This is a genomic window from Streptomyces sp. 184, assembly GCF_045781775.1.
GTDB lineage: Bacteria > Actinomycetota > Actinomycetes > Streptomycetales > Streptomycetaceae > Streptomyces.
In genome coordinates this window covers 6,318,628-6,333,890 of sequence record NZ_CP123230.1, presented here as the reverse complement: position 1 = coordinate 6,333,890, position 15,263 = coordinate 6,318,628, and the positions used below count along the sequence as shown (strand labels likewise).

At 76.4% G+C, this 15,263-nt stretch carries 12 protein-coding genes; 7 read left to right on the top strand and 5 right to left on the bottom strand.

All coding sequences use genetic code 11. The annotated features are described in order from the left end of the window. Positions 1-24 precede the first annotated feature (24 nt). The 3 genes from QBL21_RS26960 to QBL21_RS26950 form a co-directional block, all read right to left on the bottom strand. A complete protein-coding gene (locus QBL21_RS26960; protein ID WP_407564827.1) occupies positions 25-1,188 on the bottom strand; it encodes an alkaline phosphatase PhoX in 1,164 nt (387 codons plus the stop codon). A gap of 140 nt (positions 1,189-1,328) precedes the next feature. Beyond that, on the bottom strand, positions 1,329-1,508 hold the full coding sequence (locus QBL21_RS26955) for a hypothetical protein (RefSeq protein WP_407564826.1): 180 nt from the start codon (positions 1,506-1,508) through the stop codon (positions 1,329-1,331). A 442-nt stretch (positions 1,509-1,950) separates the two neighbouring features. Then, the gene (locus QBL21_RS26950) at positions 1,951-2,901 is read right to left on the bottom strand and encodes a sirohydrochlorin chelatase (RefSeq protein WP_407564825.1); all 951 of its coding nucleotides are present in this window, start codon (positions 2,899-2,901) and stop codon (positions 1,951-1,953) included. Positions 2,902-3,061: 160 nt separating this feature from the next. On the opposite strand from QBL21_RS26950, the gene QBL21_RS26945 reads away from it, so the two are divergent. Beyond that, the gene (locus QBL21_RS26945; RefSeq protein ID WP_407564824.1) at positions 3,062-5,155 is read left to right on the top strand and encodes a molybdopterin oxidoreductase family protein; all 2,094 of its coding nucleotides are present in this window, start codon (positions 3,062-3,064) and stop codon (positions 5,153-5,155) included. Positions 5,156-5,213: 58 nt separating this feature from the next. On the opposite strand, the gene cutA is transcribed toward QBL21_RS26945, so the two are convergent. Further along, positions 5,214-5,534: a divalent-cation tolerance protein CutA gene (cutA, locus tag QBL21_RS26940; RefSeq protein WP_407564823.1), complete on the bottom strand. Its 321-nt coding sequence runs from the start codon at positions 5,532-5,534 to the stop codon at positions 5,214-5,216. After that, positions 5,531-6,310: a sulfite exporter TauE/SafE family protein gene (locus QBL21_RS26935; RefSeq protein ID WP_407564822.1), complete on the bottom strand. Its 780-nt coding sequence runs from the start codon at positions 6,308-6,310 to the stop codon at positions 5,531-5,533. Before QBL21_RS26935 ends, cutA begins: the two co-directional genes overlap by 4 nt. Positions 6,311-6,409: 99 nt before the next feature. Between QBL21_RS26935 and QBL21_RS26930 the strand changes: the two genes are divergently transcribed. The 6 genes from QBL21_RS26930 (at position 6,410) to QBL21_RS26905 (ending at position 15,227) form a co-directional block, all read left to right on the top strand. After that, positions 6,410-7,195, top strand: a complete 786-nt coding sequence (locus QBL21_RS26930) for a vancomycin high temperature exclusion protein (RefSeq protein ID WP_407564821.1) — start codon at positions 6,410-6,412, stop codon at positions 7,193-7,195. A gap of 388 nt (positions 7,196-7,583) precedes the next feature. After that, the gene (locus tag QBL21_RS26925; RefSeq protein ID WP_407564820.1) at positions 7,584-8,921 is read left to right on the top strand and encodes an NAD(P)/FAD-dependent oxidoreductase; all 1,338 of its coding nucleotides are present in this window, start codon (positions 7,584-7,586) and stop codon (positions 8,919-8,921) included. A gap of 2 nt (positions 8,922-8,923) precedes the next feature. Next, positions 8,924-11,614: a nitrite reductase large subunit NirB gene (gene nirB / locus QBL21_RS26920; protein ID WP_407564819.1), complete on the top strand. Its 2,691-nt coding sequence runs from the start codon at positions 8,924-8,926 to the stop codon at positions 11,612-11,614. Beyond that, entirely contained in the window at positions 11,611-11,982 is a 372-nt protein-coding gene (gene nirD / locus QBL21_RS26915) for a nitrite reductase small subunit NirD (RefSeq protein ID WP_407564818.1), read from the top strand. Before nirB ends, nirD begins: the two co-directional genes overlap by 4 nt. A gap of 237 nt (positions 11,983-12,219) precedes the next feature. Beyond that, on the top strand, positions 12,220-13,500 hold the full coding sequence (locus tag QBL21_RS26910) for a deoxyguanosinetriphosphate triphosphohydrolase (protein WP_407564817.1): 1,281 nt from the start codon (positions 12,220-12,222) through the stop codon (positions 13,498-13,500). Between the two features lie 440 nt (positions 13,501-13,940). Beyond that, the gene (locus QBL21_RS26905) at positions 13,941-15,227 is read left to right on the top strand and encodes an NAD(P)/FAD-dependent oxidoreductase (RefSeq protein ID WP_407564816.1); all 1,287 of its coding nucleotides are present in this window, start codon (positions 13,941-13,943) and stop codon (positions 15,225-15,227) included. Positions 15,228-15,263: the final 36 nt, after the last annotated feature.

Genomic DNA, 15,263 nt, shown 5'->3' with positions numbered 1-15,263 from the left:
GGGCGGGGCGCGGGCGGGGCGGCGTCAGGCGCGGAACGGGCCCGTTATCTCGTAGGTGATGCCGTTCGAGGAGCTGCCCGCGGGGCCGCGCTGGCTGGAGAAGTACAGGCGGGTGCCGTCCGGCGTGAAGGCCGGGCCCGTGATCTCGGAGCCGCCCTGGCCGTCGACGCGCAGGAACGGGGCGACGACGTCGTCCGGGGTGATGAGGCAGATCTCCATGTTGCCGCCGTCCTCCGCGACGTAGAGGTCGCCGGCGCGGCTGCCGGTGACGTTGTCCACGCCGGTGAGCGGGGCGCCGCCGGGGATCAGGGAGTCGTCGTACGCCAGGTCCAGGGTCTGCGCCGCCGCGTCGTACCGCCACACGCGGCCGTCGCCCTTCGTGGTGAACCAGCAGATGCCCTCGGCGCTCGAATAGTGGCAGCCCTCGCCGCCGTCGAACCGCTTGGCGCCCGCGACCTGGTGCCGCGTCGCCGTTGACGCGCCGCCCGGGTCCGGCACCGGCGCCCACGTCACCGGGCCCGAGGTGCCCGAGCCCATCCGCAGCACCTCCAGCGTGCCCGCCGACAGAGACCCCCAGGTGGTCGGACGGAAGCGGTAGAAGCAGCCGTCGGAGACGTCCTCGGTGAGGTAGACGACCTGCCGCTCCGGGTCCGCGGCCGCCGCCTCGTGCTTGAACCGGCCCATCGCGTCGCGGCGCACCGCGGCGTTCGCGCCCCGGGGGTCGGTCTCGTAGACGTAGCCGCGGTCGACCTCCTCGCACGACAGCCACGTGTCCCACGGCGTCTTCCCGCCCGCGCAGTTCTGCCGCGTCCCGGACAGGATGCGGTACGCGCCCGCCACCTCGCCGGCGGCGGTGAAGCGGATCGCGCCGGCGCCGCCGGAGGGCGTGACCTCGGAGTTGGAGACGTAGATCCAGCCGGCGCCGTCCGCGAAGCAGGCGCCGCCGCCCGGCGCCGGGTGCCAGGTGTACGACGTACCGGCCACCTGCTGCCCGGAGCGCGCCACGACCCGGCTGGTGAAGCCCTGCGGCAGCCGGATCCCGTGCCCGTCCGCCGCCCCCGGCGCCCCGTACGGTCCGGCCCCCGGCTGTGCGGGATCCGCCGCGGCCGACCCCCGCCACAGGCTGCCGCCGAACGCCGCCGCCGATCCGCCGACGACCGCTCCGCGCAGGAAAGAACGGCGCTCCACGACCATCCACTCCTTGAGGTGGGGGAGCCCGGGACAGCCGCCCGCGGGCCGCCTTCGCACCATAGAGCTGCGAGGTTGACGGAGCATGAACGAGCCGGTTACGCGGAGCTGACCGCCGGCCGCCGTAACCGTGCGCGGCCTCAGGGCGCGTCCCACAGGCGGAGGTCCTCGGCGTTGCGCAGGCCCTCCTCGGCCCGGCGGCGTTCGGCGTCGGTGAGGTCGAGTGCGGCCAGCCGGCGACGCCACTCGGCCACCCCGTCGGTCTCCTCCAGGGCGGCGGCCAGCTCGATCAGGGTGGCGAGCGTACGGGCCACGTCCACCGGCGGGGCGCCGGGCCCGTGCCCGCGCAGGGCGGTGGTGAGGACCCGCAGGGCGGTGCGGTCCTCGTTCTTGAACTCGCTGAAGATCCGGGCGTTGTCGAGGGCCCTGGCCAGGCCCGTGAGGCTCTTCGAGCCGCCGTACTCCAGCTCCTCGGGCTCGCACCGTGGTCTCGTTCGGCCGCACCCTCGCCTCGGTCATGTCCGCCACTCCTTGACCCGCGCCCTGAACCGGGCCACCGAGGTTGCCGGAGATTCCGTTTCGGCGCCTATGGAGTGTTTACGGCGGCCTCATTGCCGCAGGCCGGGAGGGGGTGGGTGGGTCTTCAGGCGGTGGTGCGGGCGGGGGTGTCGAGGGTGGGGCGGGTCGTCGTGGCGATGGGGTTCGAGAGGGGGGCCGGGTGCGGGTGGAGGGGGCCGCGGGCCGGGAGGGCGTGGGGGGTGTTCAGGCTGCGGTGCGGGTGGGGGTGCCGAGGACCGCGAGCTGTTCGTCGTAGCGGTGGAGTACGAGCCGCGCGAGCGCCGGGTGCGCGCCGAGCGGCGCCGCGACGGGGAGCCCCAGGCCCCGGGCCGTCGCCGCCGTGCGGCGGGCGAAGAGGCCCGGGGCGGTGAAGCAGCAGGCCACCCCGACACGGCGGCAGCCGCGGGCCGCGAGGGTACGGGCCGCCTCCGCGACGGTCGGCGCGGCGGCCGAGGCGTACGCGGGCAGCACCGGCACCCCGAGCCGGGCGGCAAGCAGTGCGGCGGTGGCCTCGGTGTCGGCCGCCGACCGGGAGGCGCGGGACCCGGCGGCGGCGAGCACCACCCCGTCGCCGCCGCGCCAGCCGGCTTCCGTCAGCCGGTCGGCGAGCGCGTCGGCGAGGAGGGGGTGCGGGCCGAGGGGGGCGGCGACGCGGGCGGAGAGCGGGGGAGCGGGGGCGGGGGCGGGGTGGCCGATGGCCGGGCGGTCGGTGGCGGTACCGAGGCCGGTGCGCTCGGCGGCGGGGGCGGGGCGGTCGCGGACGTCGGGCGTGCCCGGCCGTGCCGTCGCCACCCGCACCGCCTCCGGGATGTCCTCCGTCACGTGGTGGCCCCGCCCGAAGAGCAGCGGCACCAGCACCGCGTCGCCCCCCGTCGACGCCAGCGACCCCAGCGTGTCGCGCAGCAGCGGCGCGTTCAGCTCGACGTGCCCCAGCCGCAGCGGCACCTCCGGCCGCAGCTCCCGTACACCCGCCAGCAGGGCCCGTACCGTACGGACCGCCTCCGGATCCCTGCTGCCGTGCGCCACCGCCACCAGCACGGGAAACCCCGGGCTTCCCCGCTCCCTGCCCACCGCCGCCAGCCGCGTGCTCAGCTCGGCGGTGATCCTGGTCATCAGCTCTGCCGCGGTCCCCGGGGGCGGTGAAGTCGCCGTCATGCCACGAGCCTGCCCCGTCTCCGTTGCGCCCCTGTTTCGCCGCCGCGTCGCCGTGTTGACGGCTGCTCACGCCCGTAGCCGCCCCCCGCTGAGGACGGCGAACCCGTCCCGTAATACCCCCGTCCACCAGGGGTGACATCCGTCCCGCATCCTCTGGCGCATGACCGTCGACACGCACTGCCCGTACTGCTCCCTCCAGTGCGGCATGACGCTCGGACCAGGCGGCGCCGCGCAGGACGGCGGGCTCGTCGTGCGGGAGCGCGCGGCGTTCGACGTCAACCGCGGCGCCCTGTGCGGCAAGGGCCGCACCGCGCCCGCCGTCCTCGCCTCCGCCGCCCGCCTGACCGAGCCCCTGGTACGCGACGACCCCGCCGCCCCGCTCCGCCCCGCGTCCTGGCCCGAGGCGCTCGACCGCGTCGCCGCCGGCCTCGCCCGCGCCCGGGAGGGGCACGGGGCGGACGCCGTCGGGGTCTTCGGCGGCGGCGGGCTGACCAACGAGAAGGCGTACGCGCTCGGCAAGTTCGCCCGTACCGTCCTTCGCACCTCCCAGATCGACTACAACGGCCGCTTCTGCATGTCCTCCGCCGCCGCCGCGGGCAACCGCGCCTTCGGGCTCGACCGCGGCCTGCCCTTCCCCCTCGCCGACATCCCCCGCACCGGCTGCGTCGTCCTCGTCGGCGCCAACCCCGCCGAGACCATGCCGCCGGCGCTGCGCTACTTCACTGAACTGCGCGCGGGCGGCGGCACCCTCGTCGTCGTCGACCCGCGCCGCACCCGCACCGCCGAGCAGGCCGACCTGCACCTCGCCCCCCGCCCCGGCACCGACCTCGCGCTCGCCCTCGGCCTGCTGCACCTCGTGATCGCCGAGGGCCGCACCGACGACGACTACATCGCCGCCCGCACCACCGGCTGGCCCGCCGCCCGCGCCACCGCCATGGCCCACTGGCCGGAGCTGGTCGAGCGGATCACCGGCGTGCCCGTACCGCAACTGCGCCGGGCCGTGGAGCTGTTCTGCGCGCCGGAGTCCGCCATGGTCCTCACCGCCCGCGGCCCCGAGCAGCAGGCCAAGGGCACCGACACCGTCGGCGCGTGGATCGACCTGTGCCTGGCCACCGGCCGCCCCGGCCGCCCCCACTCCGGCTACGGCTGCCTCACCGGCCAGGGCAACGGGCAGGGCGGGCGCGAACACGGCCAGAAGGCCGACCAGCTCCCCGGCTACCGCATGCTCACCGACCCCGCCGCCCGCGCCCACGTCGCCGCCGTCTGGGGCGTCGACCCGGACACGCTCCCGGGGCCCGGGCGCAGCGCGTACGAACTGCTCGACGCCCTCGGCGCCCCCGGGCCCGACGGCATCCGGGCGCTGCTGCTCATGGGCTCCAACCCGGTGGTCTCCGCGCCGCGCGCCGCGCACGTCGAGCAGCGGATCCGGTCGCTGGACTTCCTGGCGGTCGCCGACGTGGTGCTGTCGGAGACCGCGGCGCTCGCGGACGTCGTGCTGCCCGTCACGCAGTGGGCCGAGGAGACCGGCACCCTCACCAACCTGGAGGGCCGGGTGCTGCTGCGCCGCCGCGCCGTCGACCCGCCGCCGGGCGTACGCGGCGACCTCGACGTGCTGCGCGGGCTGGCCGAGCGGCTGGCGCCGGCGCGGGCGGCCGGGTTCCCGGTGGCGGCCGAGGAGGTCTTCGCGGAGCTGCGGCGGGCGTCGGCCGGCGGGAAGGCGGACTACTCGGGGATCACCTACGAGCGGATCGAGGCGGAGGACGGGGTGTTCTGGCCGTGCCCGGAGGGCGGGGAGCCGACGCCGCGGATGTTCCTCGACCGGTTCGCGACGCCGGACGGGCGGGCCCGGTTCTCGGGGGTGCAGCACCGGCCGGCGGCGGAGGAGACGGACGCGGAGTACCCGGTGTGGCTGACGACGGGCCGGGTGCTCGCGCAGTACCAGTCGGGCGCCCAGACGCGCCGGGTGAGCGAGCTGAACGCGGCCTCCCCCGGGCCGTACGTGCAGATGCACCCGGAGCTGGCCGCCCGCGTGGGCGCCGACGAGGGCGACCCGGTCGCGGTTCTCTCCCGGCGCGGCCGGGCCGTGGCGCCGGCGCTGATCAGCACGGCGATCCGGCCGGACACGGTGTTCATGCCGTTCCACTGGGCGGGCGCGGGCCGGGCCAACTCGCTGACGAACCCGGCGCTGGACCCGGTGTCGCGGATGCCGGAGTTCAAGGTGTGCGCGGTGCGGGTGGAACTGGCGGGGGAATAGCGGGGTACGGGCCGGGCGTACGGCCGGGGCGTACGGGAGATACGGGCCGTGCCCGGGGTCAGGCCGTGGTCTCGCCCTGCACCCACGCCAGGTAGCCCGCGCTGCCGTGGGTCACCGGGGTGGCGATGATCTCCGGCTCGTCGTAGTCGTGGGCCGCGCGGAGGTGCGCCTCCAGCTCCGCGTACCGCGCGGTCGTCGTCTTGAGCAGCACCTGCCACTCCGTCGACTCCTCGACCGCGCCCTCCCACCGGTAGACCGACGTGACCGGCGCGCTCACCTGGGCGCACGCCGCCAGCCGCGCCTCCACCGCCCCGCGGGCCAGCGCCTCGGCCTTCTCGCGGGCGTCCGTCGTCGTCAGTACCGTCAGGAAGTCCGTCATGCCCACTGATCGTAGGCGAGCTTGGTCACCAGGCCGACGACCGTGACGACCAGCACCCCGCGGACGAAGCCGCTGCCCTTCTTCAGCGCCATGTGCGCGCCGAGCCAGCCGCCGCCGAGGTTGAACACCGCCAGCACCGCGGCCAGCGACCACAGCACCGTGCCCTGGATCGAGAACATCACCAGCGCCCCGAAGTTGGTGCAGACGTTCACGATCTTGGCGGTGGCGGACGCCTGCACGAGGTTCATCCGGAGCACGGCGGTCAGCGCGAGCACCAGGAACGTGCCCGTACCGGGGCCTATCAGCCCGTCGTAGAAGCCGATGCCCAGCCCCGCCAGCAGCACCGCGGCGGCCACCCGGCGCGCCGTCACCGGGCCGGTCGCGGGTGCGTCCGTGCCGAACGACGGGCGCAGCACGACGAACGCGAGGACCGCGAGCAGCACCCCCATGATCACCGGCCGCAGCACCTCGCTGCTCACCCCGGCGGCGAAGAACGCGCCCAGCGCGGAACCGGCGAGCGCCGCCGCCCCGATACGCACCGCCAGCCGTACGTCGACCGGGGATCTGCGGGCGTACGTCACCGCCGCCGCGGAGGTGCCGACGATGGCCACGGCCTTGTTCGTGCCGAGCAGATACGCGGGCTGGAGGTGCGGATAACCCAGCAGCAGCGCGGGCAGCAGCAGGAGCCCGCCCCCGCCGACCACGGCGTCGATCCAGCCCGCCGCCGCGGCGGCGGCACACAGCATGACCAGGGTCAACAGGGGTATGTCGGGCATCGTCGGCGAGCGTAACCCGGGGCCGGGGGCGGTCCGGTCGGCGGGGTGGAACCGGGGGTCGGGCCGGCGTCGTTCTTAGGGGTGGGAGGGGAGTTCTTCGTGGGGATTCTGTGGGGGGACCGGGCGATACGGCTCGCGGCGCGGGTACGGGCGGGGCTGTCGGGAGTGCGGGAACGGCTGCCGGGGCGCGGGTCGGGGCGCGGGCGGGGGCCGGTGTGGCGGCCGGGGTGGCCGCGGACGCGGGGCGGGCGGCGGCGGGCGCTGCGGGCCGCGGTGCTGGCCTGCGCCCTCGCCCTGCTGCCCTCGGCGTGGCTGTTCGTCGCCGCCGGCGACCGCGTCGTGGCCGCCGAGCGGGCGCCGCACGCGCCCGTAGCCCTCGTCTTCGGCGCCGGCCTGTGGGGCGAGGAGCCGTCCCCGTACCTCGCGCACCGGCTCGACACCGCCGCCGAGCTGTACGAACTCGGCAAGGTCGAGGCCATCCTCGTCAGCGGCGACAACAGCACCCGCGACTACAACGAGCCCACCGCCATGCGGCGCTACCTCGTCGAACGCGGCGTCCCCGCCGAGGCCGTCGTCCGCGACCACGCCGGCTTCGACACCTGGGACTCCTGCGCCCGCGCCCACCGCGTCTTCGGCGTCGACCGCGCGCTGCTCGTCAGCCAGGGCTTCCACATCCGCCGGGCGCTGGCGCTGTGCCGGGCGGCGGGCATCGACGCGTACGGGGTCGGGGTGGACGAGCCGCGGCGCGGGGCCTGGTACTACGGCGGGCTGCGGGAGATCCCCGGCGCGGTGAAGGCGGCGTACGACGCGGCGTTCACGCCGGACCCGCGCTTCCTGGGACCGCGGGAGCCGGGCGTGTCGGAGGCGGTCGCCGCGGCCCGGTAGGCGGCGGGGCCGGCCCGGGGGCCTGCGCGGCGGCGGGCGGGTTCGTGCCTGGCGGGTTTCTGCGTGGCGGTTCCGGGCGCGGCGGTTCCGGGCGCGGTGCTTCGGCGCGTGGCGGTCCGGTGCGCGGCGGGGGCGGCGCGGGTGGCTGTCTGCGTGGCGGTTGCGTGGCTGTGTGCGTGGCGGTTCCGGCACGGCGTTCCGTGCGCGGTGGCGGGGCTGTGTGCGTGCGGTTGCGCGCGGGGCGTTCAGCGCGTGGCGGGTTCGGGCGTGGTGGCCGCGCGGCGCCCCCGGGTGCTCACAGCCCGTCCCCGGCCGCGCTGAGGGCAGCGTTGCGCGGCGGAAACCGGAGGGATGCGGCGGGGTAACGGCACCGCCGCAGGGTGGACGCATGACCCCGCCCGTGCCCGTACCCGCAGCCGCACCGGCCCCCGCCGAGGGGCGCCGCGTCGTGATCGTCGGCGGCGGCATGGCCGGCACCCGGCTCGCCCGGCAGCTTGCCACCGCCGGGGCGCGGGTCACCCTCGTCGGCGAGGAGCCGCACGCCGCGTACAACAGGGTGCTGCTCGCCGAAGTCCTCGCCGGGCACTACGCCCCGGGCGTCATCGGCCTCCCCGGCCTGCCGGCGGCCCCCGCCGTCCGCACGCTGCGCGGCGTGCGCGCGGTGCGCCTCGACCGCGCCGCGCGCCGGGTGTGGTGCGACGACGGGCAGGAGTTGCCGTACGACGTGCTGGTCCTGGCCACCGGCTCCTGGCCGGTGCTGCCGCCGCTGCGCGGGCTGTTCGACGCCGACGGCGACCACGCCGACGGTGCCGGCGTCGCGCTGCCGGACGGGGTGCACGCCTTCCGGACGATGGACGACTGCCTCGCGCTGGCCCGGGCGGCGACGCCCGGTGCGCCGGCGGTCGTGGTGGGCGGCGGGCTGCTCGGGGTGTCGGCGGCGCGGGCGCTGGCGCGCCGCGGTGCGCGGGTGGTGCTGGCGCAGCAGGGGGAGCGGCTGATGGAGCGGCACCTCGACCCGGCCGCGGCCCGGCTGCTGCGGGCGCACCTGGAGGACCTGGGGGTGGAGGTGCACACGGAGTGCCGGGTACGGGGCGTGCGCTCCGCCCCGGACCCCGCCGCCCGCGCCGCCACCCGCACCGTCACCGGCGTCGAACTCGCCGACGGGTACGTGCTCGACGCCCGGGCCGTCGTCCTCGCCTGCGGCGTGCGGCCCCGGGTCGGGCTCGCCCGGGCCGCCGGGCTCGACGTCGCCGAGGGCATCGTCGTGGACGACGAACTGCGCACCGCCGACCCCGCCGTGCACGCCATCGGCGACTGCGCCCAGCACGCCGGCATCGTCTACGGGCTGGCCACCCCCGCACTCGAACAGGCCGACCTGCTGGCCCGTGTCCTCACCGCCCCCCGCTCCCAGGACGGCCCGGCGCCCCGCTACGCCGGCACCCGCGCGCTGACGCGCCTGACCCTGGCCGCCGCCGACCGCCCTCTCGACCTCGCCGCCTTCGGCGAGACCGAGCCCGCGCCCGGCGACGACGTCGTGCACCTCGCCGACGCCACCCGCCGCGTCTACCGCAAGGTCGTCGTCCGGGCCGACCGCCTCGTCGGCGGCATCCTCCTCGGCGACCTCGGCGCGGTCGGCAGCCTGGCCCGCGCCTGGGAGGGCGACGAGCCGCTGCCCGCCGGCGCCCCCCTGCACCACCTGCTCACCGACCACTTCGGAGGCTCCTGACGATGTCGACGACCACCCGCACGCCGCCGACCCCGCAGCCGCCGCAGGCCCCCCGCACGATCGTGCTCGTCGGGCACGGCATGGTCGGCCAGCGCTTCCTCGAAGCGCTCGCCGAGCACCGCGTCACCGACACCGCCCGCATCGTCGTGTTCTGCGAAGAGCCCCGCCCCGCCTACGACCGCATGCACCTCACCTCCTACTTCTCCGGCACCACCCCCGACGGGCTCTCCGTCACCCCGGCCGGCTTCATGGCCGAGCACGGCGTCGAGCTGCACGTCGGCGACCCCGCCGTCGCCGTCGACCGCGAGGCGCGCACCGTCACCTCCGCCGCCGGCCGCACCGTCCGCTACGACGTGCTGGTGCTCGCCACCGGCTCGTACCCCTTCGTCCCGCCGGTCCCCGGCAAGGACGCCCGCGGCTGCTTCGTCTACCGCACGGTCGAGGACGTCCTGGCCATCGAGGCGTACGCGCAGGGGGCGAGCACCGGCGTCGTCGTCGGCGGCGGGCTGCTCGGGCTGGAGGCGGCGGGCGCGCTGCGGGGGCTGGGGCTGCGCACGCACATCGTGGAGTTCGCGCCCCGGCTCATGCCCGTCCAGGTCGACGAGGGCGGCGGCGCGGCGCTCCGCCGCACCATCGGCGACCTGGGGCTCGACGTGCACACCGGCGTCGGCGGGAAGGAGATCCGCACCGACGCCGCGGGCGCGGTGACGGCGATGGAGCTGTCGGACGGCTCGGCCGTCGATGCGGACCTCGTCGTCTTCTCCGCCGGAGTCCGCCCCCGGGACGGTCTCGCCCGCGAGGCCGGCCTGGACGTCGGCGAGCGCGGCGGCGTCACCGTGGACGAGCGGTGCCGCACCTCCGACCCCGCGGTCTTCGCCATCGGCGAGTGCGCGCAGGCCGCCGACGGCCGGGTCTACGGGCTGGTGGCCCCCGGCTACGAGATGGCGGAGACCGCCGCCGCCGCGATCGCGGCCGACCGGCCGGCCGCCGCGCCCGCGGCCGGCGGCACCGCGGACAGGGCAGACGCCGCCGCGGCCCCCGGCAAGACCTTCACCGGCGCCGACACCTCCACCAAGCTCAAGCTCCTCGGCGTCGGCGTCGCCTCCTTCGGCGACGCCCTCGGCGCCGCCGACGGCTGCCTCGACGTCGTCTACTCCGACTCCCGCGCCGGGCTGTACAAGAAGCTCGTCGTCGACCGCGACGGCACCCTCCTCGGCGGCGTCCTCGTCGGCGACACCGACGCGTACGGCATGCTCCGCCCGCTCACCGGCAGCGTCCCGCCCGTCCCGCCCGAGCAGTTGGTGCTGCCCCCGGGCGCCGGCGCCCCCGCCGCGCTCGGGCCCTCCGCGCTCCCCGACGACGCCGTCGTCTGCAACTGCCACAACGTCACCAAGGCCGCCATCCGCGGTGCCGTCACCGACCACGACTGCACCACCGTGCGCGAGGTGGAGAAGTGCACCCGCGCCGGCTCCGGCTGCGGCTCGTGCGAGAAGGTCCTCACCGCGCTGGTCAACGACGAGCTGGAGGCGCGCGGCGTCGCCGTCGACAAGGGCCTGTGCCGCTGCTTCGCCCACACCAGGACCGAGCTGTACGAGATCGTCCGCGTCAAGCGCATCAGCTCCTACGTCCGCCTCCTGGACGAGCACGGCCGCGAGGAGGCCCGCAGCGGCGACGGCTGCGAGGTCTGCAAGCCGGCCGTCGCCTCGATCTTCGCCTCCCTCGCGCCCGCCATCGGCGCCGACGGCTACGTCCTCGACGGCGAACAGGGCGCCCTCCAGGACACCAACGACCACTTCCTCGCCAACCTCCAGCGCAACGGCTCGTACTCCGTCGTCCCGCGCGTGCCCGGCGGCGAGATCACCCCCGAGAAGCTCATCGTGCTCGGCGAGGTGGCGCGCGACTTCGGGCTCTACACGAAGATCACCGGCGGCCAGCGCATCGACCTCTTCGGCGCCCGCGTCGACCAGCTCCCGGTCATCTGGGCCCGCCTGGTCGACGCCGGGTTCGAGTCCGGGCACGCCTACGGCAAGGCGCTGCGCACCGTGAAGTCCTGCGTCGGGTCGACCTGGTGCCGCTACGGCGTCCAGGACAGCGTCCGCATGGCCATCGACCTGGAGCTGCGCTACCGCGGGCTGCGCTCGCCGCACAAGCTGAAGGCCGCCGTCTCCGGCTGCTCGCGGGAGTGCGCCGAGGCGCAGAGCAAGGACTTCGGCGTCATCGCCACCGCCGGCGGCTGGAACCTCTACGTCTGCGGCAACGGCGGCGCCACCCCGCGCCACGCCGACCTGCTCGCCCAGGACCTGACCGACGAGGAGCTGATAAGGCTCATCGACCGGTTCCTGATGTTCTACATCCGCACCGCCGACCGGCTGGAGCGCACCTCGGTGTGGCTGGAGCGGCTGGAGGGCGGCCTCGGCCACCTGCGGGACGTCGTCGTCGACGACTCGCTCGGCATCGCGGCCGAGCTGGAGGAGCTGATGGCCGCGCACGTCGCGCACTACCGCGACGAGTGGGCCGCCACCCTGGCCGACCCCGAGCGGCTGGCCCGCTTCGTCTCGTTCGTCAACGCGCCGGGCGTGCCGGACCCCACCGTGCGGTTCGTCCCCGAGCGCGACCAGGTCAAGCCCGACCTCACCCTGCTGTCAGGACCCGCCATCCCGGTGCGCGGGACGCTGGAAGGAGCATCCGCATGACGACGACGGCCTACGCACCGGCCCGGACCGTGCAGCGCGTCGAGATCCGCACCGCGGCCGGCTGGTACCCGGTGTGCGACCTCGGCCTGCTCACCCACGGCCGCGGGGTGGCGGCGCTGCTGCCGGACGGCACCCAGGCCGCGGTCTTCCTCGGCCGTACCGGCGACACCTACGCGATCGGCAACCGCGACCCGTTCACCGGCGCGTACGTGCTGTCGCGGGGTCTGCTGGGGTCCGCGGGCGGGCGGCCGTTCGTGGCCTCGCCGCTGCTGAAGCAGCGCTTCGACCTGGCGACCGGGCGGTGCCTGGACGACGAGGAGGTGGCGGTCGCGGCGTACGCGACGCGGGTCGCGGAGGTGGCGGCGTAGCGGAGGCGTCGCGAGAGCGCGTCGGGTGGGGGCGTAGCGCGGGAAGCGGCGCAGGGTACGAACCGGAGGCCCGGCGCGCGGTGAACCGGAGGCACGGCCCGGCCGGTACGGGAGGCGCGACCGGGCGTGCACCGGAGGCCGCACGCGGCACGAAGCGGAGGGCCGGCCCGGACGGGGCGGGCACCCGGCCCGTACCGCCGCGGACCGCCGCGACCCGCCCGTACTACCGTTCGCCCCATGGGGTACACCGACGCCGACCTGGAACGCTGGGCCCCCGAGCCCGACAAGCGCCCCGGCCGCACCGCCTTCCAGCGCGACCGCGCCCGCGTGCTGCACTCCGCCGCGCTGCGCCGGCTCGCGGGCAAGACCCAGGTCGTCACGCCCGGCATCAGCGACGGCGGCGAGGTCGGCCAGGCCCTGACGTTCGCCGACGCCACGCCCCGCACCCGGCTCACGCACTCGCTGGAGTGCGCCCAGGTCGGCCGCGAGCTGGGCGCCGCCCTCGGCTGCGACCCCGACCTCGTGGAGACCGCGTGCCTCGCGCACGACCTGGGGCACCCGCCGTTCGGGCACAACGGCGAGCAGGTGCTCGACGAGCTGGCCGCGCCCTGCGGCGGCTTCGAGGGCAACGCGCAGTCGCTGCGCCTGCTCACCCGGCTGGAGCCCAAGCGCTTCACCGACGGCGGCCGGCCCGTCGGGCTCAACCTCACCCGGGCGGCCCTGGACGCAGCCACCAAATACCCCTGGCAGCGCGGCGGCCACCCGGCGGGCCCGGACGCGGTCAAGTTCGGCGTCTACCCCGACGACGTGCCGGTCTTCGAGTGGCTGCGCGCGGGCACGCCCGGCGGGCCCACGCCGCGCACCTGCTTCGAGGCGCAGGTCATGGACTGGTCCGACGACGTGGCGTACTCCGTGCACGACGTCGAGGACGGCCTGCACGCCGGCCACTTCGACCCCGCGATGCTGCTCGCCGGGCCGGAGCGCGCCGACGTCCTCGCCGTCGCCGCCGACCGCTACGCCCCGGGCACGGCCGCCGACGAACTCGCCGACGCGCTCGACCGGCTGCTCGCCCAGAAGTGGTGGCCGCACGGCTACGACGGCACCGCCGCCGCGCAGGCCCGCCTCAAGGACGCCACCAGCCAGCTCATCGGCCGCTTCTGCCTCGCCGCCGAGGGCGCCACGCGCGCCGCGTACGGCAGGGGCCCGCTGTCCCGCTACGGCGCCGAGCTGATCGTGCCGCGCCCGGCGCGGCTGGAGTGCGCGGTGCTCAAGGCCGTCGCGGACCGGTTCGTGATGCAGCGGCCGGACCAGGCGCGGCTGCGGGCGGACCAGCGGGTGGTGCTTCAGGAGCTGGCCGAGGCGCTGACGGCGGGGGCGCCGACGGGCCTCGACCCGCAGTTCCGGGCGCTGTACGGGGCGGCGGAGGACGACGCGGGGCGGCTGCGGGCGGTGGTGGACCAGATCGCGGCGCTGACGGACGCGGCGGCGCGGCGGCTGCACGAGCGGCTGACGGGGTAGGGCGGGCGCCGTACGGGGACGGCGGGCGGCGGCCCGCGAAGGCGCACGCCGTACACCGTACGGAGTGACAGGCCGTGGCGCCGTGCCACGACCGCCGCCGGGAGCGGAGGGCGAGTTCCGGCCACGGGCGCGCAGGCGGGCGCGGGGGCGGGTGCGGACCCGGGAGCGCCCCCGGCCGCGTACCCGGGTGCCATCCCGCCCCCGTACCCGCCCTCCACCGCCCCCACCAGCCCGTTTCCCACCACCCGCCCCGGTACCGCCGCCGTGCCCGCGCCGCCGGGCACCGCGTACGCACCGCCCGCCGCCCGGCCCGTTCGCGCAGCCCTGGCGCGCCTCCCCCTTTTGCCCCCACGCCTGTGTGCGGGAGGCTCGCGGTGCGGCAACGCGGCCGAGGACACGGCAAAATGGATGGTCGGGGCCTGGGAGCTAGGAGGCGTGAAGTGGTCGACGCACATCAGACGTTCGTCATCGTCGGAGGAGGACTGGCCGGTGCGAAAGCAGCAGAGACGCTGCGATCGGAAGGGTTCACCGGCCGGGTCATCCTCATCGGCGACGAGCGCGACCACCCGTACGAGCGACCGCCGCTGTCCAAGGGCTACCTCCTCGGCAAGGAAGAGCGCGACAGCGTCTTCGCGCAGCCGCCCGGCTGGTACGCGGAGGCGGAGGTCGAGCTGCACCTCGGGCAGACCGTCACCGCGCTGGACCGCGCCGCGAAGACCGTGACCCTCGGCGACGGCACGCGGGTGCACTACGACAAGCTGCTCCTGGCCACCGGCGCCGAGCCGCGCCGCCTCGACATCCCCGGCACCGACCTCGCCGGCGTCCACCACCTGCGCCGCCTCGCCCACGCCGAGCTGCTGCGCGGCGTCCTCGCCGCCCTCGGCCGCGACAACGGCCAGCTCGTCATCGCCGGCGCCGGCTGGATCGGCCTGGAGGTGGCCGCGGCGGCGCGCTCGTACGGGGCGGAGGTCACCGTCGTCGAGCCGGAGCCCACGCCGCTGCACGGGGTGCTCGGCCCGGAGATCGGCCAGGTCTTCGCCGACCTGCACGGCGAGCACGGCGTGAAGTTCCACTTCGGCGCCCGGCTGACGGCGATCACCGGCAGGGACGGCATGGTGCTGGCCGCGCTCACCGACGACGGCGAGGAGCACCCGGCGCACGACGTGCTGGCCGCCATCGGCGCCGCCCCGCGCACCGCGCTCGCCGAGGCCGCCGGGCTCGACGTGGTGCCGCGCGCGGAGGGCGGCGGCATCGCCACCGACGCCTCGCTGCGCACCTCGGACCCGGACGTCTACGCCGTCGGCGACGTCGCCGCCTTCGTGCACCCCGCCGCCTCCCACGCCTCCCACGCCGCCGGCGGCGGCCGGCTGCGGGTGGAGCACTGGGCGAACGCCCTCAACGGCGGCCCGGCCGCGGCCCGCGCCATGCTCGGGCAGGACGTGACGTACGACCGCGTGCCCTACTTCTTCTCCGACCAGTACGACATGGGCCTGGAGTACTCGGGGTTCGCGCCGCCCGGGTCGTACGACCAGGTGGTGTGCCGCGGGGACGTCGGGCGGCGGGAGTTCATCGCCTTCTGGCTGAAGGACGGCCGGGTGCTCGCGGGGATGAACATGAACGTGTGGGACGTCACCGAGGGCATCCAGAACCTCGTCCGCTCCGGCGCGCGGGTCGACGCGGAGCGCCTGGGCGACCCGGCGGTGCCGCTGGGGGACCTGGTCCCGTAGCGCGTGCGAAGGCGGCGGGCCCGCGAGCGCCGGAGA